The sequence below is a fragment of the Stenotrophomonas nitritireducens genome, from assembly GCF_001700965.1.
In the GTDB taxonomy this organism is placed as follows: domain Bacteria; phylum Pseudomonadota; class Gammaproteobacteria; order Xanthomonadales; family Xanthomonadaceae; genus Stenotrophomonas; species Stenotrophomonas nitritireducens_A.
Window position 1 is genome coordinate 242,713 of the sequence record NZ_CP016756.1, and the last position, 19,951, is coordinate 262,663.

The 19,951-nt window shown below is 63.6% G+C and carries 19 protein-coding genes; 7 read left to right on the plus strand and 12 right to left on the minus strand.

What is annotated here, in order from left to right; genetic code table 11:
* Positions 1–6 precede the first annotated feature (6 nt).
* From BCV67_RS01070 to BCV67_RS01085, 4 genes are all read right to left on the minus strand, one after another.
* Positions 7–501 carry a MarR family winged helix-turn-helix transcriptional regulator gene (locus BCV67_RS01070; RefSeq protein ID WP_062166093.1) on the minus strand — a complete coding sequence of 165 codons (495 nt, stop codon included), beginning with the start codon at positions 499–501 and terminating at the stop codon, positions 7–9.
* A gap of 88 nt (positions 502–589) precedes the next feature.
* Positions 590–1,705 (minus strand): cyclopropane fatty acyl phospholipid synthase, encoded by a 1,116-nt coding sequence (cfa, locus tag BCV67_RS01075; RefSeq protein WP_062166094.1) that lies wholly within the window; start codon positions 1,703–1,705, stop codon positions 590–592.
* A gap of 17 nt (positions 1,706–1,722) precedes the next feature.
* Complete coding sequence (locus tag BCV67_RS01080; RefSeq protein ID WP_062166095.1) at positions 1,723–2,550, minus strand: DUF3298 and DUF4163 domain-containing protein; 828 nt, start codon at positions 2,548–2,550, stop codon at positions 1,723–1,725.
* A gap of 62 nt (positions 2,551–2,612) precedes the next feature.
* Entirely contained in the window at positions 2,613–2,903 is a 291-nt protein-coding gene (locus BCV67_RS01085) for a GNAT family N-acetyltransferase (RefSeq protein ID WP_062166096.1), read from the minus strand.
* A 196-nt stretch (positions 2,904–3,099) separates the two neighbouring features.
* Between BCV67_RS01085 and BCV67_RS20310 the strand changes: the two genes are divergently transcribed.
* Positions 3,100–3,264: a hypothetical protein gene (locus BCV67_RS20310; protein ID WP_172837709.1), complete on the plus strand. Its 165-nt coding sequence runs from the start codon at positions 3,100–3,102 to the stop codon at positions 3,262–3,264.
* Positions 3,265–3,382: 118 nt separating this feature from the next.
* Here the strand turns inward: BCV67_RS20310 and BCV67_RS01090 are convergent, their stop codons facing one another.
* Both BCV67_RS01090 and BCV67_RS01095 read right to left on the minus strand, forming a co-directional pair.
* A complete protein-coding gene (locus BCV67_RS01090) occupies positions 3,383–3,994 on the minus strand; it encodes a rhomboid family intramembrane serine protease (protein WP_156455940.1) in 612 nt (203 codons plus the stop codon).
* Between the two features lie 11 nt (positions 3,995–4,005).
* On the minus strand, positions 4,006–5,574 hold the full coding sequence (locus BCV67_RS01095; RefSeq protein ID WP_062166098.1) for an oligopeptide:H+ symporter: 1,569 nt from the start codon (positions 5,572–5,574) through the stop codon (positions 4,006–4,008).
* Positions 5,575–5,754: 180 nt separating this feature from the next.
* Between BCV67_RS01095 and BCV67_RS01100 the strand changes: the two genes are divergently transcribed.
* Positions 5,755–6,567, plus strand: coding sequence for an endonuclease/exonuclease/phosphatase family protein (locus BCV67_RS01100; RefSeq protein ID WP_062166099.1), 813 nt, complete (start codon positions 5,755–5,757; stop codon positions 6,565–6,567).
* Between the two features lie 578 nt (positions 6,568–7,145).
* Here the strand turns inward: BCV67_RS01100 and BCV67_RS01105 are convergent.
* Positions 7,146–7,757, minus strand: coding sequence for a superoxide dismutase (locus BCV67_RS01105; RefSeq protein WP_057628305.1), 612 nt, complete (start codon positions 7,755–7,757; stop codon positions 7,146–7,148).
* A 279-nt stretch (positions 7,758–8,036) separates the two neighbouring features.
* Between BCV67_RS01105 and BCV67_RS01110 the strand changes: the two genes are divergently transcribed.
* Both BCV67_RS01110 and BCV67_RS01115 read left to right on the plus strand, forming a co-directional pair.
* Positions 8,037–8,510: a ribonuclease domain-containing protein gene (locus BCV67_RS01110; protein WP_062166100.1), complete on the plus strand. Its 474-nt coding sequence runs from the start codon at positions 8,037–8,039 to the stop codon at positions 8,508–8,510.
* Positions 8,507–8,956 (plus strand): barstar family protein, encoded by a 450-nt coding sequence (locus BCV67_RS01115; RefSeq protein WP_062166101.1) that lies wholly within the window; start codon positions 8,507–8,509, stop codon positions 8,954–8,956. The genes BCV67_RS01110 and BCV67_RS01115 overlap by 4 nt, the downstream gene beginning before the upstream one ends.
* Positions 8,957–9,474: 518 nt before the next feature.
* Here the strand turns inward: BCV67_RS01115 and BCV67_RS01120 are convergent.
* The 3 genes from BCV67_RS01120 to BCV67_RS01130 form a co-directional block, all read right to left on the minus strand.
* Positions 9,475–9,903, minus strand: a complete 429-nt coding sequence (locus BCV67_RS01120; RefSeq protein WP_062166102.1) for a VOC family protein — start codon at positions 9,901–9,903, stop codon at positions 9,475–9,477.
* An 83-nt stretch (positions 9,904–9,986) separates the two neighbouring features.
* Positions 9,987–11,876 (minus strand): ATP-binding cassette domain-containing protein, encoded by a 1,890-nt coding sequence (locus BCV67_RS01125; RefSeq protein WP_062166103.1) that lies wholly within the window; start codon positions 11,874–11,876, stop codon positions 9,987–9,989.
* A 34-nt stretch (positions 11,877–11,910) separates the two neighbouring features.
* Positions 11,911–12,816 carry a LysR family transcriptional regulator gene (locus BCV67_RS01130; RefSeq protein ID WP_062166104.1) on the minus strand — a complete coding sequence of 302 codons (906 nt, stop codon included), beginning with the start codon at positions 12,814–12,816 and terminating at the stop codon, positions 11,911–11,913.
* A 97-nt stretch (positions 12,817–12,913) separates the two neighbouring features.
* Between BCV67_RS01130 and BCV67_RS01135 the strand changes: the two genes are divergently transcribed.
* On the plus strand, positions 12,914–13,969 hold the full coding sequence (locus tag BCV67_RS01135; protein ID WP_062166105.1) for a YeiH family protein: 1,056 nt from the start codon (positions 12,914–12,916) through the stop codon (positions 13,967–13,969).
* 315 nt (positions 13,970–14,284) lie between these two features.
* Here the strand turns inward: BCV67_RS01135 and lysS are convergent, their stop codons facing one another.
* Positions 14,285–15,805: a lysine--tRNA ligase gene (gene lysS / locus BCV67_RS01140; protein WP_062166106.1), complete on the minus strand. Its 1,521-nt coding sequence runs from the start codon at positions 15,803–15,805 to the stop codon at positions 14,285–14,287.
* Between the two features lie 98 nt (positions 15,806–15,903).
* A protein-coding gene (gene prfB, locus BCV67_RS01145) for a peptide chain release factor 2 (RefSeq protein ID WP_156455715.1) occupies positions 15,904–17,029 on the minus strand; the annotation gives its coding sequence in 2 pieces (ribosomal slippage) (positions 15,904–16,953 and positions 16,955–17,029; 1,125 coding nt in all).
* A gap of 158 nt (positions 17,030–17,187) precedes the next feature.
* Between prfB and BCV67_RS01150 the strand changes: the two genes are divergently transcribed.
* Together BCV67_RS01150 and BCV67_RS01155 are read left to right on the plus strand one after the other, a co-directional pair.
* Positions 17,188–18,360 (plus strand): hypothetical protein, encoded by a 1,173-nt coding sequence (locus BCV67_RS01150; protein ID WP_062166107.1) that lies wholly within the window; start codon positions 17,188–17,190, stop codon positions 18,358–18,360.
* Positions 18,361–18,469: 109 nt separating this feature from the next.
* Positions 18,470–19,816 carry a hypothetical protein gene (locus tag BCV67_RS01155; protein WP_062166108.1) on the plus strand — a complete coding sequence of 449 codons (1,347 nt, stop codon included), beginning with the start codon at positions 18,470–18,472 and terminating at the stop codon, positions 19,814–19,816.
* The last annotated feature ends 135 nt before the right edge of the window (positions 19,817–19,951 follow it).

Consider the following 19,951-nt stretch of genomic DNA (forward strand, 5'->3'; position numbering starts at 1 on the left):
GCGTGCTCAGTTGGCCTCGACGCCGGCCAGCATCTTCTTCAACAGCACCTCGAGCTGCTGTTGTTCGCCCGCGTCCAGGCCCTGTACCTGCATGACCAGCAGCTCGCCCATCTTCGGCAACAGGCTCTGGATGCAGGCCACGCCGTCACTGGTCAGGTGCAGGCCGAGCTTGCGCCTGTCGCTGCTGTCGGGAATACGCTCCAGCAGGCCCTTGTTGCACAGCTGATCGGTGAGCCGGGTGATGTTGGCTGACTTTTCGGTGGCCGCACCGGCCAGCTCCGACGGGGTCAGCGGGCGCCCCGGCGTGCCATACAGCATCATCAGGATGTTGTATTCGGCATGGCTCAGGTCGAACTCGCGCAGTACCCCGTTGGCACGGTCATGGACCGCCTTGTAGACCCCCTTTATCAGCCGCACCAGCACCGCCGGCTCGCGCGGGAAGCCGGGCCACCGCTTGCAGGTGGCATCAATCCGGCTTTCGGTCACGTTAAAACTGCTCATGGTCGTCGGCTCATCCAGGGTCGAGCCGAATAATACACAACTGAAATATAAACTTCTAAAACACTTTTGCGGTTACAGCGTTCCGGATTCAGCGCGGTGCCAGATACCCTGCCCGCACCCCGCGCGGGGACAGCACCAGTTGCCACAGCTGCGAATGCCGGGTGCGGAAGGTCGCCATCGAGGCGGCCAGGTAGAAGCGCCACATGCGCCGGAAGCGTTCGTCGTAGCGTGGGTCCAAACGATCCCAGGCGGCTTCGACGTTATCGCGCCAGGCCTGCAGGGTGCGGTCGTAGTCGGTGCCGAAGTTTTGCCAGTCCTCCAGCACGAACAGCCCTTCCATGGCGTGGGTGATCTGTGCTGCCGAAGGCAGCATCGAGTTGGGGAAGATGTATTTGGCGATCCAGGGGTCGGTGCGGTCGCGGCTGATGTTGGTGCCGATGCTGTGCAGCAGGAACAGGCCTTCCTCGCCGAGGCAGCGGCGCGCCACTTCAAAGTAGCTGCGGTAGTTCTTGACCCCGACGTGCTCGAACATGCCCACCGACAGGATGGCGTCGAAGGGTTCATCCAGCTCACGGTAATCCTGCAGGCGGATCTCCACCGGCAGGCCGGCGCACAGCTGCCGGGCAAACCCGGCCTGCTCCTGCGAAATGGTCACGCCCACGCCCTGTACGCCGTAGCGCTCGGCCGCGTACTTGAGCGCCTCGCCCCAGCCACAACCGATATCCAGCACGCGCATGCCCGGGCGCAGGTCAAGCTTGCGGCAGATCAACTCCAGCTTGGCTTCCTGTGCCTCGTCCAGGCTGCTGGCGTTGCGCCAGTAACCGCAGCTGTAGACCAGGCGTTTACCCAGCATGGCATGGTAGAGGTCATTGCCCAGGTCGTAATGGCGCTTGCCTACCTCGTAGCTGCCCTGCCCGCTCTGCAGATTGAACAGCTTGGCCTTGAGCGCATCCCAGACCTCGCCACCGCCGTGCACGCGCTCGTCCAGGCGAGCGTCCAGCAGATGAGTGAGCAGGCCATCGAGCGAATGGGCCTGCCACCAGCCTTCCATGTAACTCTCGCCCAACCCCAGTGAGCCATCGGCCAGCACCCGCGCGTAAAAGCGCGGGTCGAGGATGTCCAGGTCCTGCGGCCGATCCCCACCGGGGGTGATGTCGGCCTCCTGCAGCAATGCTTCCACACGACGTTGCAGCCCCGCATCCATCACTGACCTCCTGTGGTTCAGGGGTGTGCGAACAGCCCCCGGTAATCCGCCGCCACATGCGGCAACAACACCGCAGCCGGGACATCCACGGTCTGCGTGCCATCGGAATACGGCCCCACCTGGTACGGCGGGAACACGAAACGCAATGCGGAAATCTTGCCTGCCGCATCCATCACCGGCTGGAACTGGCTGAAGTTGGTGGCGTCGGCCGCAGTGCCTTCATCGATCATCTTGGACAGGTTGCGGACCTGGGCCTGCTGCTCCTCCGGCGACATGTCTTCGCCCTGCGCGCGCACCGTTGCCTGCTCCAGCAGTTTGTCTTCGGTGAAGTCGCTGATCGCCTGCCAGCCCTTGGCACTGGCCACAAGATCCTCCGCCTTGAGCAGGCGCTGCTGCTCGGGCAGCCACACGAAGCGGGCCACCAACGGTTGCCCATGCGCGCCGCCGGTATAGCTGCTGCCATCGGCGGATACCGCGACCACTGCGGGCGTCTCGACCAGCATGTCAAAGGCAAGCGACAACTCATACGGCGCGGTGGGCTTGTCGTTGCCCAGCTCGGACACCGACTTCAACAGGTCTGCCTTGGCGTGGCCGGCATACTCGCTCAATGCAGCCGCCAGCCCCGGATACTTCGCGGCGGCCGGCGGGTAGCTGATGCCGATGACGTAGCTGGGGGTGTTTTCAATCACATCGCTCAGCTCGGCGGCCGCTGGCGCAGCCGCTACCGGCGCCTGCACCGGTTCGGCGGCCGGCGTGGCCGGCACCGCCTGCTCATCCTGCTTGCACCCCGCCAACGCCAGCAGCAATACCGCTGCAGCAGACGATCCCCATACCAACCTGTTCATGCCCTGTCATCCCTTGAAGGTTTTGTGCGGCCGCCCGGTCGGGCTTGGCCATGCCAGCACGATTATCCCAGCAGGTCCGCATATTCGCCATGACGTTGCAGGAAGGTCGCCGCATAACTGCAGGCAGGCACCACCTTCCAGCCCGCAGCGCGTGCATGCTCCAGCGCGAACCGGGTCAACTGCGCGGCGATGCCACGGCCACCGATGGCTTCGGGCACCACGGTGTGGGTGATGACCATCACCCCGTCGCGCCGTTCGTAGTCCAGTACTGCAAGCGTGCCATCCACCACGGTCTGGAACCGCTGCGCGGCGGCGTCGTGTTCGATGTTTGCTGATGATGGGTTGTTGGTCATGGCTGCTCCTGCAGGCGAAGGATGGAGTGAAGACGGGGTGATGACGCGCAGGACCGGACAGGAACGCCGCTGTACGTCACTTTTCGACATCGTCTCCGACCACGCCCGCGCAATCAAACCCTGAACTGCGTCTCAAAAGCTGGCACGGCTTTTGCTGTGTACACCTGTAAACAACAGACAGCAGTCGAGGTGCCCCATGTTCGACAACGACAACACCGTCCAGATCCCGTCCAACGACCATGACGCCACCCTGCTGGAGGGCCTGTTCCAACTGACCGTCGCCGGCGATACGAACGGCTGGGAATTCAAGAAGATCGACAGCGAGGTCTATTCGCGCCTGCTCGACAGCTACGCGGCCTGAGCCAGCCCGAGGTTCCCGTGCAGCGTCGGCCCAGCTTGCCAGTGCGGTGAGCAATACAGCGCCGGCCAGGCTGGCCGGCGTTTCCGCATACGGAACGCCGCCCGTTCCATCCCACCGATCAGAAGCGGAAGGTGGGGTTCATCAGACTCTGCAGGAAATGCTGCAGCAGCTCCGGCTCCATGATCAGCATGAACATCACGCCGAAAGCGGCACCGGCCAGGTGCGCGCTGTGGTTGACGTTGTCGCCGCCCTTCTTGTCCATCCAGATGCTGTAGCCGACGTAGAAGGCGGCATAGATGATGGCCGGCGCCGGGATGAACATCACCAGGATCAACTTCCAGGGTGCGACCAGGATGTAGGCGAACAACACCGCCGAGACCGCACCTGACGCGCCCAGGCTCAGGTAGTTGGGGTTCTTCTGGTTCTTCAGGTAAGTGGGCAGGATCGAGACCACCAATGCCGCCAGGTAGAACAGCGGATATACCCACCATTGCCCGGTGATGCCGAGCATGATGACCTCGATCGAACGGCCGAAGAAGTACAGGGTGACCATGTTGAACAACAGGTGCCCGAAGTCGGCATGGATGAACCCGTAGGTCACCAGCCGGTCGTACTGCTTGTGCTTGTCGATGGCCGGCGGCCACAGGATCAGCCGGTCCGCCAGCTTGCGGTTGTTGAACGCCATCCACGACACCAGCGCGGTGATGGCGATCAGGATCAGAGTGATGATTCCTTGCATGTTCAAACAGCCCGGTAGTTGTCGACCATCTTGTAACGGCGCGCATAGATGCCAAATGCCAACGCCGCGATGAACGCAAAGCCGGCAAAGAAGAACATCAGGAAAGCCGTCTCGCTCAAGCCGGTGCTGGCGATGCGGTCGGTCACTGCATGGTTGCGCACCGCTGCGTTGGACAGCAGCACCCACAGGTTACCGATGGTGGTGGTCAGGTTCCAGAAGCTCATCACCACGCCCTTCATCGAGGGCGGCGCCTGGCTGTAGGCGAACTCAAGGCCGGTGGCCGACACCAGCACCTCACCGAAGGTGAGCAGCGCATACGGCAGGATCTGCCAGAAGATCGACATGGCGTCGCCGCCGTCCATCACCATCTGGATGCAACCCACCACGATCCAGGCAAGGCCGCTGAAGGCGATGCCGGCGGTCATCCGCCGCAGTGCGGTCGGCTCGAAGCCGAAGCGGCGCAGCGCCGGGTACAACACCAGGTTGTTGAACGGGATGAGGATCATCACCAGCAGCGGGTTGAGCGCCTGCATCTGCGAGGCGGTGAACCAGCTCGGCATGCTCATCTGCTGGCCCTGCAGCACCCAGGTCGACGCCTTCTGGTCGAACAAGGAGAAGAACGGCGTGGTCAGGGCGAAGATCACCAGCACCTTGAGCACCGAGCGTACGCCTTCCACGGCCGCCTCCGGGTGCACGACCCGGGCGCGGTCCAGCTGCAGCATGGTGCCGCCACCGATACCGGCCAGCACCGCCACCAGCGCCAGGCACAGGCTGATCACGATGCCTAGGCTCGGCACCAGCGCGAACGAAGCCAGTGCCAGCACCACGCCCAGCACCGCCACCACCAGACCCATGCGGCCCTGGCCCGGCGCCTGCGCCAGCAGCGCGGTGCGCACCACGTTGGCGAAGGAATGCGGATCCTTGGGCGGCAGCGGCACCAGTACATAGCGCTTGCGGCCCAGCCAGAATACGAAGGTGGCCACGAACATCAGGATGCCGGGAATGCCGAACGCCCACTGCGGGCCCAGGTTCTTCAGTGCCAGCGGGATCAGCAGCGAGGCGAACAGCGAACCGAAGTTGATGATCCAGTAGAAGGCGTCGAATACCACCTTGGCCAGGTGCTTGTTGCCCTGGTCGAACTGGTCGCCCATGAACGAGGCCACCAGCGGCTTGATGCCACCGGCACCCAGCGCGATCAGCCCCAGGCCGAGGAAGAAGCCCTGCCGGCTGTCCTCGAACAACGCCAAGCATAGATGGCCGACGCAGTAGATCAGGCTGAACCAGAGAATGGTGTGGTATTTGCCGAAAAAGCGGTCAGCCAGCCAGCCACCGAGCAGCGGGAAGAAATACACGCCGATCATGAAGCTGTGCATGATGTCCTTGGCCTCACCTGCACGGCCTTCGGAAGTGATCTCCTGCAACAGCAGCGAGGTGATCAGGAACTGCACCAGGATGTTGCGCATCCCGTAGAAGCTGAAGCGTTCGCACGCTTCGTTACCGATGATGTAGCCGATCTGGCGCGGCATCTTTGCCTTGGGGTCCGGGGCTGCTGCCACGTGATTGGTCGTCATCTCAGGGCGATCCGTGAATACAAAGGTTGCAAGCGTAACGCATCAGGCCCCGAAACCAGAGCAGCCGCCAGCCGGTAAAACGCCTACCGCCCGTACAGGTAAAGCCTTATTCCAAAGGCCTGCACAACCCCTCTACACACAAGGTATTAGCATGAAAATCCCTCATCTTGAGGCGTTGCAATGCTGCGCTGGGGCTGTTTTGGACTGCTTGTCCTGTCATTTGGCGTACTGGCCGAGCCGGTAATGCCGGTCATCAAGGTCGCCAATCTGCGTCTACCCGACAGCGGCGAGAGCTGGGCCGGCCAACGGGAGCGGATCGCCCAGCTGATGGAAGCGCTGCATCCGGACGTGATCGTCGTGCAGGACGTGCGCCAACGGGGGCCGGCCGCCAATAATCCGGCCTGCTGGCTCGGCAGCCGGCTCAAGTACAGCTGCGACTTCGTCAGCGCCGACCGCCCCAGCCAGCCCGAACGCCGCGGCAACGCGGTGTTGACCCGGCTCACCGCGCAGCAGGACGGTATCACCCTGCTGCATGGCGATGACATGCCGACCGCCGCCGGGATGCAGCGGCTGCAACTGCAGCAGGCGTTGCTGAACATTTACACGGCCAGCATGTGCCCGACCGACAACACCCCGGTGGCGCGCGGCCATCAGGCAGCCGACCTGCGCTCGTGGATGGATGCCACCCATGAGGGTCTGCCGTCACTGATCATCGGCGACTTCGCCGCTCCCACCGATGAGCTGGTGCGGCAGTTGCCCGGCTACCAACCGGCGCGGCGGAATCCCTCCAACCAGCGCGGCGATGCCAGCCCGACGGCCGGCGCCCGCCATGGCATGGACGTGCTCTACCAGGTGCGCAGCTTTGCCGACATCACCCAGCAGCCAATCCAACTACCTGCCAGCGACGCGCAGCCAACGCCCGAGCCGCTGGGCATGATGGCGACGCTGCGTATCACCCGGATTCCCGCGAGCGTTGAAGCCGAGCAGCCCTGAAGCGGCAACGGGCCCGCAGCTGTGTAGGAGCGGCGTAAGCCGCGAGACTGGCATTACAGAAACCTTTGGCATCTGCGCCATCTGATGATGTGTCTGCTTCGCGGCTTACGCCGCTCCTACAAATGGGCTGCTGGGCTGCCCCACAAACGGGCTTCCTGAAACGACAAAGGGCGGGCAATGCCCGGCCTTTGTCGTGCTCTGGCTGTGGGAGCGGCGTAAGCCGCGAAGCTGGCCTTGCACAAACCCTTGGCATCTGCGCCATCTGATGATGTGTCTGCTTCGCGGCTTACGCCGCTCCTACAAATGGGCTGCTGGGCTGCCCGACAAATGGGCTTCCTGAAACGACAACACTCGGGCTTTGTAGTGCTCTGGCTGTGGGAGCGGCGTCAGCCGCGAAGCTGGCTTTGCACAAACCCTCGGCACCTGTGCCATCTGATGATGGGTCTGCTTCGCGGCTTACGCCGCTCCCACAAACCCGGCTGGCCACAACCAGCTGTTTCTGAAACAACAAAGGCCGGGCAATGCCCGGCCTTTGTTGCGATGGCGATTACCTTTGCCACCCCTTCAGATCATTGCGATCAGGCAATTGCTTCCTGGTAACGACGCTCCACTTCCTTCCAGTTGATCAGGCTGTAGAAGGTTTCGATGAACTCGGCGCGGCGGTTCTGGAACTTCAGGTAGTAGGCGTGCTCCCACACGTCGATGGTCAGCACCGGGGTGCGGCCTTCCATCAGCGGGCTTTCCTGGTTAGAGCTCTTCTCCACCAGCAGCTTCTTGTCAGCGCCGACGCTCAGCCACGCCCAGCCAGAGCCGAACTGGGTCAACGCCGCCTTGGTGAAAGCTTCCTTAAACTTGTCGAAGCCACCAAGCTGCTCGTCGATGGCCTTGGCCAGCGCACCGCTCGGGGTGCCACCGGCGTTCGGGCCGATCACGTCCCAGAACAGCGAATGGTTGCCATGGCCGCCGCCCTGGTTGCGCACGCCCTGCTGCAGGTTTTCCGGCAGGGTCTTGACCTTCCGCAGCAGCTCATCGATCGGCAGATCGGCGTACTCGGTGCCTTCAACCAGCGCATTGAGGTTGTTGACGTAGGTCTGGTGGTGCTTGGAGTAATGGATCTCGACCGTGGCCGCATCCATGTACGGTTCCAGCGCGTCGTAAGCGTAAGGCAGCTTGGGCAGGGTATAGGCCATCACGGATCTCCTTGGGTATATGCCTGGGGTCTGTGCCCGGAAAGCCCGGGCAATGCAGATACAGCACTGAATGGTAGGCAGGAACGCGTAACTTACCAAGACCGATGTAAAGGAAACTTTGTCCCGCCATCGGGATCATGCTGTTTTGGGCACTGCGCCGGGGCATTGTTATCAGCCTGTGAACCGCTGCACAGGAAACAGTGCATGAACCAGCCGTTCAACAAAAACAGACATACAGCGTGATAATCATTGCCCTTTCCTGATTGATCGCCTGCCCTGATGCGCAAGCCCTATCTTCTGGTTGTTGCCGTGGTCCTGCTTGTCGCCGGCCTGTGGGGCATGCGTGTTGCGCAACAGCCACCGCCGCCGCAGTTCGCGCCTGCGCTGGGTACGGGCAGCGCCGGGGACGCGCTTCCCCAGGCAGCGGAACCGGCACCGTCCAGTACGGCCAAATACCGCGATCCATTGCCGGCTTTCCTGCCAGCCGAAGCACGCGCGACCATCGAGCTGATCCAGCGCGGCGGCCCCTACCCGCATCGCCAGGACGGCAGCACCTTCAGCAACCGTGAGCGCCAGCTGCCGCAACGGCCACGTGGCTATTACCGCGAATACACGGTGGATACGCCGGGGCTGAACCATCGTGGCGCCAAGCGCATCGTGACCGGAGGCGACCCGCCGGATGCCTGGTATTACACCGACGATCATTACGAGAGCTTCCGCAGCTTCGAAGTCCCCGCCAGGAGTACGCCATGAGTGACAGCGGTTTCGACATGGGTCTGGAAGACGTCAGCCAGGCCGGTGTCTACGGCGTGGGCGATGGCGATCTCGGCGGGCTGGCAGCGGTGGCGCGTGACGCCGGCCTGCGCGTCTGCCGCATCGACCTGGAAGGCTGTAGCGACAAGCGCACCTTGCTGATGCGGATTGGTACGCAGCTGGATTTCCCAGCTGGTTGGAGCCGCAACTGGGATGCGCTGTCCGACGGCCTGCGTGACCTGTCGTGGCTGCCGGCCAACGGCTATGCGTTGCTTTTCAGCGATGCCGATGACCTGCGCCAAGGCAGTTCGGCGGATTTCGACACCTTGCTGGATGTGCTTTCCGAAGCATCCGCGCGCTGGGCAGAAGACAATGTTGCGTTCTGGGCGTTTCTGGAACTGCCCGGTGGTGGCGAGGAAGCGGTGAGCGACGACGAGGAAGAATAACGCTTAGCGCTCCCCCTTCCCTTTGGCAACGCCAAGGGGAGGGTTGGGAGGGGTGCTGTTGATCTTCGCGCTGGATTCGCTACCTACGTAGCGGCTGATCTACAGCGAAAAGCACCCCTCCCCAGCCCTCCCCTGCACCTGCGGTGCAAGGGAGGGAGCAAAGCACTGCATGCCCTCGACGTTTTGAGCCCTCCCTTTGGCAACGCCAAGGGGAGGGTTGCGAGGGGTGCTGTTGATCTTCGCGCTGGATTCGCTACCTACGTAGCGGCTGATCTACGGCGAAAAGCACCCCTCCCCAGCCCTCCCCTGCACCTGCGGTGCAAGGGAGGGGGCAAAGCACTGCATGCCCTCGACGTTTTGAGCCCTCCCTTTGGCGAAGCCAAGGGGAGAGTTGGGAGGGGTGCTGTTGATCTTCGCGGTGGATTCGCTACCTACGTAACGGCAGATCTACAGCGAAAAGCACCCCTCCCCAGCCCTCCCCTGCACCTGCGGTGCAAGGGAGGGGGCAAAGCCGTTCGTCAGCTAGCCGCCGACGCCGGGCCTTTCAATTCAATGGTGTTTCCATCAGGGTCGCGGAAATACAGCGACAGCCCATCTCCCTCGGCACCGAAGTTGACCTCGGCGGCTGCCAGTGGCGTTGCGCCATGCGCCGACAGAAATGCAACCAAGGCCGCTTCATCGAAGGGCTCGATGCGCAGGCAGAGATGATCGAGGTTGCGCGCTTCCAGCCCCGGCCCTGGGCCACCGCGTGCGCCCAGGCTGCCATCAAGACTGATCAGGTCGATCATCGACGCACCCGCGCGCAGATGCACCAGGCCCAGGTGATCGCGACGGCGCACCACTTCGCAACCCAGCACGCTTGAATAAAACGCGATGCTGCGCTCCAGGTCGCGGACCCGGAACACCACATGATCGATACGCTCAACCTCGAACGGTCTTTTCATCATCGCCTCACAGCATCCATGGACACCATCCTGCCGTCCTCACTGAGGACGGCAGGTGAAGCAACACGCAGACCGTCAGAACCGGCTCAGGCGTCCAGTTCCTGCCAGCGTGCGTAGGCGGCATCCAGCTCGGCCTGCACCTTGGTCAGCTGCTGCGTGTGCGCGGTGACTTCGGCACTGGAACGGGTATAGAACGAGGGATCGTTCATCGCCGAAGTCAGGCCTTCCACGTCCAGCTCCAGCTTTTCGATCTTGGCCGGCAGCTGCTCCAGCTCGCGCGCGTCCTTGAAACTGAGCTTGCGCTTGGGCGCGGCCTCGGCAACCGGGGCCGCCGGCGCTGCAGCAGGAGCCGCCGTCGCCGAAGCCTTGGCCACCGCCATTGCGGTCTGGGTCGGGGCCGGGCGCTGGCGCAGCGAGTCGCTGTAGCCACCAATGTAGTCGCCTACCTTGCCCTCGCCTTCCAGCACCAGCGTGGAGGTCACCACGTTGTCGAGGAAGTCACGGTCATGGCTGACCAACAACAAGGTACCGGTGTAGTCACCCAGCAGCTCTTCCAGCAGCTCCAAGGTTTCCACGTCCAGATCGTTGGTCGGTTCATCCATCACCAGCAGGTTGGACGGCTGCGCGAACAGCTTGGCCAGCAGCAGGCGGTTGCGCTCACCACCGGACAGGCGGGTAATGGGCGCACGCGCACGTTCCGGGGTGAACAGGAAGTCCTGCAGGTAGGCATGCACATGCTTGCGCTTGCCATTGATATCGATGAAGTCCGCGCCTTCGGCGACGTTCTCGATCGCACTCCAATCCTCGCGCAGGGTGGCGCGGTACTGGTCGAAATAGGCGATCTGCAGATTGGTGCCCTGGCGCACTTCACCGCTGTCCGGCTGCAGTTCGCCCAACAGCAGCTTGAGCAAGGTGGTCTTGCCGCTGCCGTTGGGGCCGATCAGGCCAATGCGGTCACCGCGCAGGATGACGGTCTCGAAATCCTTGATCATCACCCGCTCGCCAAAGGCGAAGTTGATGTTCTTGATGTCGATGACCTTCTTGCCGGAGTTCTCCGCACCGGAGGCTTCCAGCTTGACGTTGCCACTGAGCTCACGGCGCTGCACGCGCTCGTTGCGCATCGCCTTGAGGCGGCGCACACGGCCTTCGTCGCGGGTACGGCGGGCCTTGATGCCCTGCCGGATCCACACTTCTTCCTGTGCCAGCAGCTTGTCGAAGCGAGCGTTTTCCTGCGCCTGCGCGTTGAGGCGCTCCTCGCGGCGACGCTCGTAGTTTTCCCAGTCGCCCGGCCAGCTGGTGACCTGGCCGCGATCAATTTCAACGATGCGGGTAGCCAGCGCACGCAGGAAGCGGCGGTCATGGGTGACGAACACCACGCAGCCGTTCCAGCCCTTGAGGAAGGTTTCCAGCCAATCGATGGCTTCGATATCCAGATGGTTGGTCGGCTCGTCGAGCAGCAGCACGTCCGGCCCGGCGACCAGCGCACGCGCCAGCAGCACGCGGCGCTTCATGCCGCCGGACAGGCGGCCGAACTCGGCATCGCCATCCAGGTCGAGCTTGGTCAGGGTTTCCTCGACGCGCTGGTCCAGGCCCCAACCATCGGCGGCATCGATCTTGGCCTGCACGTTGCCCATGGCCTCGCCATCGAACACCTCGGCGTGGCTCAGGCGATGGAATTCGGCCAGCCAATGGCCGAGTTCGCCAAGGCCATCGGCGACCACGTCGAACACACTGCCGGCAGCGCCATGCGGCACTTCCTGCTCGAGCCGGGTGACGCGCACGCCCTGCTGCACGCGCACCTCGCCGTCATCGGGCTTGAGCTCGCCAGCCATCAGCTTCATGAGAGTGGATTTGCCGGCGCCGTTGCGGCCGATCAGGGCGATACGCTCGCCAGTCTCGATCGACAGTTCGGCTTTTTCCAGCAACAACGGGCCGCCGACGCTGTAGTCGACGTTCTGCAAGGTAATCAAAGGCATGGGCGTATTGTACGGGCTATGGCAGCAGCCGCGCTCAATCGTCGCTAAACACATCCGCCGGCAGGCCCAGCAACTGCCGCAGACTGGCCGGAATCCGCTTGCCGGGGTGGCGCACCACCCACAGCTGGCGCTGCAGCGGCGGCAGTGGCGTTGCCAGTACGCGCAGCTTGCCCAGGGTCACCAGATCGGCCACCGCATGCCGCGACAGGCAGGCCAGGCCCAGTCCTGCCACCGCGCCTTGCTTTATCGCCTCGGTGCCGCCCAGCTGCAGCACCTCGGCAAAACCATGCAGATGCGGCAGCAAGGCCTGCTCGGCGGCTTCACGGGTGCCCGACCCGGGTTCGCGCAACAGCCAGCGGGCCTGCCGCAGCATCGCCAGGTCCGCTCCGTGGCTGAACTTTGATGCCAGCGGGTGGCGCTCGCCGAATACGATCACCAGCTCATCCTGCCGCCACTGCGCGACCTCCAGGCCCGGCTCATGGCTGGGGCCTTCGATCAGCCCCACATCCACTTCCAGCCTTTGCACGGCAGTGGTGACCTCGCGGGTGTTGCCGATGACCAGTTCGACCTGGGCGTGCGGATTCAGCTCCTGCAGGTCGGCAATCCGCGCCGGCATCAGGTAGTTGCCGATGGTGGTACTGGCGCCCACCTGCCAGCGCACCGCCGCGCCGGTGGGGCTGTCGGCCCGGAACCGGCGCTCGATGTCGGTCACTCCCGCCAGCAGGGCACGGGCCTGCGGCAACAGGGCGCGGCCATGGCCATTGATTACCAGCCGGCGGCCGATACGGTCGAACAGCGCCAGCCCCAGCAGGCTTTCCAGCTCGCCCAGCGCCGCACTCACGGCCGATTGCGACAAACCCAGCAGCTCGCCTGCCGCCGTGGTCGTGCCGGCCTCGGCGATCCCCGAGAAAATCTGTAGTTGGCGCAGCGATAGATGCATGACCTATCCAATAAATTGATTGAATCAACCAATATTATCCGTTTTACAGGTAATAACCTGAGGTGCAGCATGGGCTATCTTCTGATAACCGCACGTTATGAACACCTCTACCCAAGGGCTGACTCCACTGACCCTCACCCGCCTTCCCGGCCTGTTGCTGACTGCCGCCATCGCCGGCCTGGCCATCTGGCTCGGCACCTTGCCGTGGATGCAGAACCACGGCATCAGCGCGCTGACCCTGGCCATCGTCATCGGCATCGTGCTCGGCAATACCGTCTACCGCAGCATGGCTGCACACGCCGATGCCGGGGTCGGTTTCTCCAAGGCCACCCTGCTGCGCGTCGGCATCATTCTCTACGGCATGCGCCTGACCTTGCAGGATATCGGCCAGGTTGGCGTCGCCGGTGTGCTGATTGACGCGCTGGTGCTGTGTTCGACGTTTGCCCTGGCCTGGTGGCTGGGCACCCGATTGCTGGGCATGGACCGTAATGCGGCCCTGCTGATCGGTGCGGGCAGCTCGATCTGCGGCGCCGCGGCGGTGATGGCAGCCGAGCCCGTGGTCAAGGGCCGGGCCGAACAGGTGGCGGTCGCCGTGGCAACGGTCGTCGTGTTCGGCACCGTGGCAATGTTCCTGTATCCCCTGCTTTACCAGTGGGGCGTGTCCGCCGGCTGGATGCCACTGGATGAGACGGCGTTCGGCGTGTTCACCGGCTCCACCGTGCATGAAGTCGCCCAGGTGGTCGCCGCCGGCCGCGCGATCAGCGAGCCCGCTGCCGATGCCGCAGTCATCGCCAAGATGGTGCGGGTGATGATGCTGGCCCCGTTCCTGGTGGGCCTGTCCGCACTGCTGGCTCGCGGCGACAACCGCAGCGGCGGCGAGCGCGCCAAGATCAGCATTCCTTGGTTTGCCTTCGGCTTCATCGCCATGGTCGGCTTCAACTCGCTGCAGCTGCTGCCGGCCGAGGTGGTCAAGGTGCTGGTGGACCTGGATACCGTGCTGCTGGCGATGGCGATGGCGGCGCTGGGCCTGACCACCCATGCTTCGGCACTGCGTCAAGCCGGCGCCAAGCCGATGCTGCTGGCCCTGCTGCTGTTCGTCTGGCTGCTGGGCGGCGGCATGCTGATCAACCTGGGTGTGCGGGCAGTGTTGTAACGGCGCTATCGGGAAGGCTTCTGCCGAGCATGGCTCGGCACTACACGCCCCTCTCCCGCGTGCGGGGGGAGCGAGACCGCTTGCGAACCATTGGTTCGCGGTCGACCGAGCGCCTTTGCGCCAGCGCAAAGGCCGGGACGCGGAGCGGGGGTTGGGGTGAGGGCAGCTTTTCGCTAGTAAAGCCGCTGCCGAGCATGGCTCGGCACTACACGGCTTCTGCCGAGCGTGGCTCGGCACTACAGTTCGCAAAGCAAAAGGCCTTCCCGGTTACGGGAAGGCCTTTTTTCTTTCTGCCTGCAGTGCAATCTTGCTGGATCAGGCTTCCGGGCGCATGTACGGGAACAGCAGCACGTCGCGGATCGAGGCGCGGCCGGTCAGCATCATGACCAGACGGTCGATGCCGATGCCCAGGCCGCCGGTCGGTGCCATGCCGTATTCCAGCGCGCGGATGTAGTCGGCGTCGTAATGCATGGCTTCGTCATCACCACCGTCCTTGGCCTCCACCTGTGCCTGGAAACGTGCGGCCTGGTCTTCCGGGTCGTTCAACTCGGAGAAGCCGTTGGCCAGCTCCTTGCCGTTGACGAACAGCTCGAAGCGATCGGTGTAACCGGCGTCGTTATCGCTGGCGCGGGCCAGCGGCGAGACCTCGACCGGGTGATCGGTGATGAAGGTCGGCTGGATCAAGGTGTGCTCGACCGTGGCCTCGAAGATTTCCAGCAGCAGCTTGCCCCAGCCGTAGCTCGGCTTGACGCGGATCTTCAGGCGCTCGCAATGCCGCAGCAGCGCATCACGGTCGGTGCAGTCGGCGGCAGTGATTTCCGGGTTGTGGTGACGCACGGCTTCGTCCATGCGCCAGCGGCGGAAGGCCGGGGCCAGGTCGATCTGCACGCCGTCCCATTCCACCTGGGTGGTGCCCAGCACGCTCTGCGCCACATCGCGGATCACGCCTTCGGTCAGGTCCATCACTTCGTTGTACGTGGCGTAGGCCTCGTACAGCTCCATCATGGTGAATTCCGGATTGTGGCGGGTGCTGACGCCTTCGTTGCGGAAGTTGCGGTTGATTTCGTAGACGCGTTCCAGGCCGCCAACCACCAGGCGCTTGAGGTAAAGCTCCGGCGCCACGCGCAGGTACAGCTGCATGTCCAGCGCGTTGTGGTGGGTGGTGAACGGCTTGGCCGTGGCGCCGCCGGGGATGTAATGCATCATCGGCGTTTCGACTTCGAGGAAATCGCGGTTGTCCAGCCATGCGCGCATGGCGCGAATGATCTTGGAGCGCTTGATGAAGACCTCGCGCGATTCCGGGGTGACGATCAGGTCGACGTAGCGCTGGCGATAACGCTGCTCCACATCGGCCAGGCCGTGCCACTTGTCCGGCAGCGGGCGCAGCGACTTGGTCAGCAGGCGGATGCTGGTCGCCTTGACCGACAATTCACCGGTCTTGGTACGGGTCAGTCCGCCTTCGACGGCGATGATGTCGCCCACGTCCCAGCCCTTGAACGCGGCATAGATGTCGCCCAGCGCGGTGGCCTGCAGGAACAGCTGGATGCGGCCGCTCTCGTCCTGGATCTGGGCGAAGCTGGCCTTGCCCATGATGCGCTTGGCCATCAACCGGCCAGCCATCTTCACCGTGCGGCCGGTGGCTTCCAGCGCTTCGCTGGTCCACACCTCGGCGTCGGCGTATTCGTCCTGCAGCTTGCCGGCGAAGTCTTCGCGACGGAAGTCGTTCGGGTAGGCAACGCCCTGCCCGCGCAGCGCCGTGAGTTTCGCGCGGCGCTCGGCGATGAGGCTGTTCTCGTCGACGGGGGGCTGCTGCGTTTCAGGGGTCTGGTCGGTCATGGCTTTCATTCGATTTGGGGGAGATGACAAGGCGCGGCCACATTGGCTTGCAACCGCACCGTACAACAAGGGAATGGCCCGTGCAGGGCCATTCCGGATCAAGCGTCGATGCGCTTGGCGCCGGCCTGCAGGCCGGACTTGAGGCTGGCCTCGATGAACTCGTCGAGGTCGCCGTCCAGCACTTTCTGCGTGTCGGTACGTTCAACGCCGGTGCGCAGGTCTTTGATACGGCTCTGGTCGAGCACGTAGTTGCGGATCTGGCTGCCCCAGCCGATGTCGGACTTGGTCGCTTCCAGCGCGTCACGCTCGGTGTTGCGCTTCTGCACTTCCAGCTCATAGAGCTTGGCGGCCAGCATCTTCATCGCGGTGTCGCGGTTCTGGTGCTGGCTGCGGCCGATCTGGCAGGCAACCACGGTATTGGTCGGGATGTGGGTGATACGCACCGCCGACTCGGTCTTGTTGACGTGCTGACCACCGGCACCGGAGGAACGGTACACGTCGGTGCGCAGGTCGGCCGGGTTGATGTCGATTTCGATGTTGTCATCGACTTCCGGCGACACGAATACCGAGGTGAAGCTGGTGTGGCGGCGGTTGTCCGAGTCGAACGGCGACTTGCGCACCAGCCGGTGCACGCCGATCTCGGTCTTCAGCCAGCCATAGGCGAACTCGCCTTCGACACGGAAGGTGGCCGATTTGATGCCGGCAACGTCGCCGCCGGACACTTCCATCAGCTCGGTCTTCCAGCCACGCGCTTCACACCAGCGCAGGTACATGCGCAGCATCATTTCCGCCCAATCCTGGGCTTCGGTACCACCGGCACCGGCCTGGATGTCGACGAAGGCGTTGCAGCTGTCCATTTCACCGGAGAACATCCGCTGGAACTCGAGTTTCTCGATGTGCGACTGGAACTTGTCCAGGTCGGCTACCACCGCCAGCGCGGTGTCCTCGTCCTGCTCGCTTTCGGCAAGCTCAAGCAGTTCGGTGGCTTCGGACAGGCCGTCCAGTACATCGGCAATGCCGGTGACGGTCTTGTCCAGCAGCGAGCGTTCACGGCCCAGTGTTTGGGCGTACTCGGGGTTGTTCCAGATGTCCGGGTTTTCGAGTTCGCGGGTTACTTCTTCCAGACGTTCTTTCTTGACGTCGTAGTCAAAGATACCCCCTGAGCGATACCACACGATCAGTCAGATCGGCGATTCGCTGGCGGATGGGATTGAGTTCGATCATGGTCGGTCTAATAAGGCAGACAAGCCGCCAATTCTAGCATCCAGCCGGGGCCGGGGTCGGCAATCCGGGGCCTGAATCCGTTCTCGCTGAATAGACACAACTTAACGTTAGAATCGCACCCTGACCCGCCAAGACGGGAAAAGGAGACTTTCCAGACCATGAAGGACCTAAGCTTGAAACCTAGCCACGCCCGCCTTTTTGCCGCCATCGCGATGACCTTGGCACTCACCGCCTGCCAGAAGCTGGGGGGCATTGCTGCCACCGGCGGGGACAAGGCCCCCAACTTGACGGTGGGTGAAACGGTCTCCGGTGAAATCACCTCCACCAGCACCCTGAACTACAACGACGGCAGCCGTCACCAGGGTTACAAAGTGACCATGAAGAGCGGCGAAGCCATCTCGCTGGAACTGGGCGGCTCGCTCAGCGGCCAGCTGGCGGTATTCGACGGCCAGAACATGATTGCCAACGCCTCGTCCTCGGGCATGAGCGAAGGCGATTCCACCAGCAGCTCCTCGGTGAACCTGGCCTTCCGTGCTCCCAAGGACGGCAGCTACCTGGTGGCGGTCAACAGCGCCAGCGCCGACGCCTTCGGCCCGTTCAAGCTCAAGACCGCCAAGGTGGTGCCGTACGACGGCAAGCCGCTGGGCGCCGACAGCGAGGCCACCGACTGGCTGATGGGTGACAAGCAGGAATACAAGCTCAAGATCGACAAGGCTGGCCTGTACGCCATCACCCTGGAATCCAGCGCGTTCGACTCCTATCTGCGCCTGAACGGCCGTAACGTCGAGCTGGAAGACGACGACAACGGTGGCAACCTCAATGCCCGCATCCGTACCTACCTGGAGCCGGGCGAGTACACCATCGCCGCCTCCTCGGTGAACGGCAACACCGGCTCGTTCAAGCTCAGCGTCAAGCTGACCCCGACCGAGAATGGCCTGGTCACCCGTGATGGCACCGCCCTGACCATCGGCCAGACCGCACAGGCGATGATGGACTCGCGTGGCCGCCGCACCTTCGTGCTCAACCTCGACGCGCCCAAGCACATCCAGTTCGACGCCATCGCCGATGGCTTCGATTCGGTGCTGAAGATCACCGGCCCCGGCGTTGAAGAGGAAAACGACGATGGCGGCAACGGCACCAATGCACAGCTGACCCTGGACCTGCGCGCAGGCCGTTACATCGTGGCGGTCACCAGCCTGGGCAGCCAGCAGGGCGTGTTCGAGCTGGAGACCACCGATCTGGGTGGTGATGTCGCCGCGCCGGCCAACAGCAACCGCAAGGATGCTGCCGAAGAGGCCGCCGCCGACGCCGCCGCTGCGGTCATCAACTAAGCCACACCGCCCGTCCCGCCGGCTGGCGTGATGGGCCACGGCCACGGTGTCTGCCCCCGCAGTCACCGTGGCCGCTTTTTACCCCTGCTTCCAACATCAAGGAGTTCAAGTGAAGCGAATTGCAACCGGACTGCTGTCCCTTGCCATTGCCGCCGCCGTGCACGCCCCTGCGTATGCCGCCGGCCCCACCCGCGCGCTCGCCATCGATGGCGATGTTGCCGGTGAAATCACCTCTTCCAGCCCGGTCAATTACAGCGACGGCACCCGCAGCCAGCTGTTCTCGTTGCAGATGGGCGCCGGCCAGGCCGTGTCGCTGAAGCTCGATGGCGCGCTCAAGGGCGCATTGGCCGTGTTCAACCAGGACGTACTGGTATCCCGCACCGACGCCAACCGCGAAGGCAGCACCACGCTGAGCATGCGCGCCGACAAGCCCGGCCAGTACCTGGTCGCGGTCAGCGGCGCCGACGCTCGTGCCTTCGGTCCGTTCCAGCTCTCGGCCGAACCCATCGTCGCCTATGACGGCAAGCCACTGACTGCTGGCCGCCGGGTTACCGATTGGCTGCGCAACGGCGACAAGACCTTCGTCCTGCAGGTCGATAAGCCCGGCCTGTACACCATCAACCTGGAATCGAGCGAGTTCGATGCCCGCCTGGAGCTGAGCGGCAACGGCCTCAATCTGGAAGACGATGACGGCGGCAGCAACCTCAACTCGCGCCTGGTCGCGCCGCTGCAGCCGGGCCGTTACACGCTCACGGCCGGCGGCCTGGGTGAGGCCACCGGTGCGTTCTACCTGGGCGTGGAACAGTCCGACTTCCCCGAAGGCCTGGTCTTCAACGACGGCACCAACCTGCCGCTCGAAGGCACGGTCAGCGGCTTCATCGGCGCCGACGATACCCGCAGCTTCGTGCTGAACCTGCCAGAACGTCGCCGTGTGCAGATCGATGCCAGCGGCAAGGACCTGGACACCATGTTGACCGTGCAGGGCGGCGACATCACCCTGAGCGACGATGACGGCGGCGGCGGTGTCAATTCGCGTATCAGCCAGGTGCTGGATGCCGGCGAGTACAACGTGTCGGTGCGTTCGGTGAACAGCCGTGGCGGCGTGTTCCAGCTGGCTACCTCCACCGCAGCCGCGCCCGACGGCCCGACCCGTCCCGAGCTCAAGCTTGGCCGTGAAGTCAGCGGGCAGCTGCGCCCCGGCAACCGCGACCTGTACACCCTGGAGATTCCGCGCAAGGGCAAGTACGTGATCAGCATGACTGCCGGTTCCTCCAGCCTGGACGGTATGATCACCGTGATGCGCAACGGCGAGGAAGTCGCCCAGCAGGACGACAGCGACTCCAGCCTGGACCCGAACCTGGAAATCGAGTTGGACGCCGGCCGTTACATCGTGCTGGCTCACAGCTTCGACTCCAACGCCAGCGGCAGCTACCGCCTGCTCGCCCGCCGCAAGTAAGCGGGTACTACCCAAAGCCCGATGCCATAGATCTGGCATCGGGCTTTTTTTGTAGGAGCGGCGTCAGCCGCGAAACTAGCGCAGTTCCAAATCATGTTGTCAGTGCAATTGCAGGATCTGTCAGCTTCGCGGCTG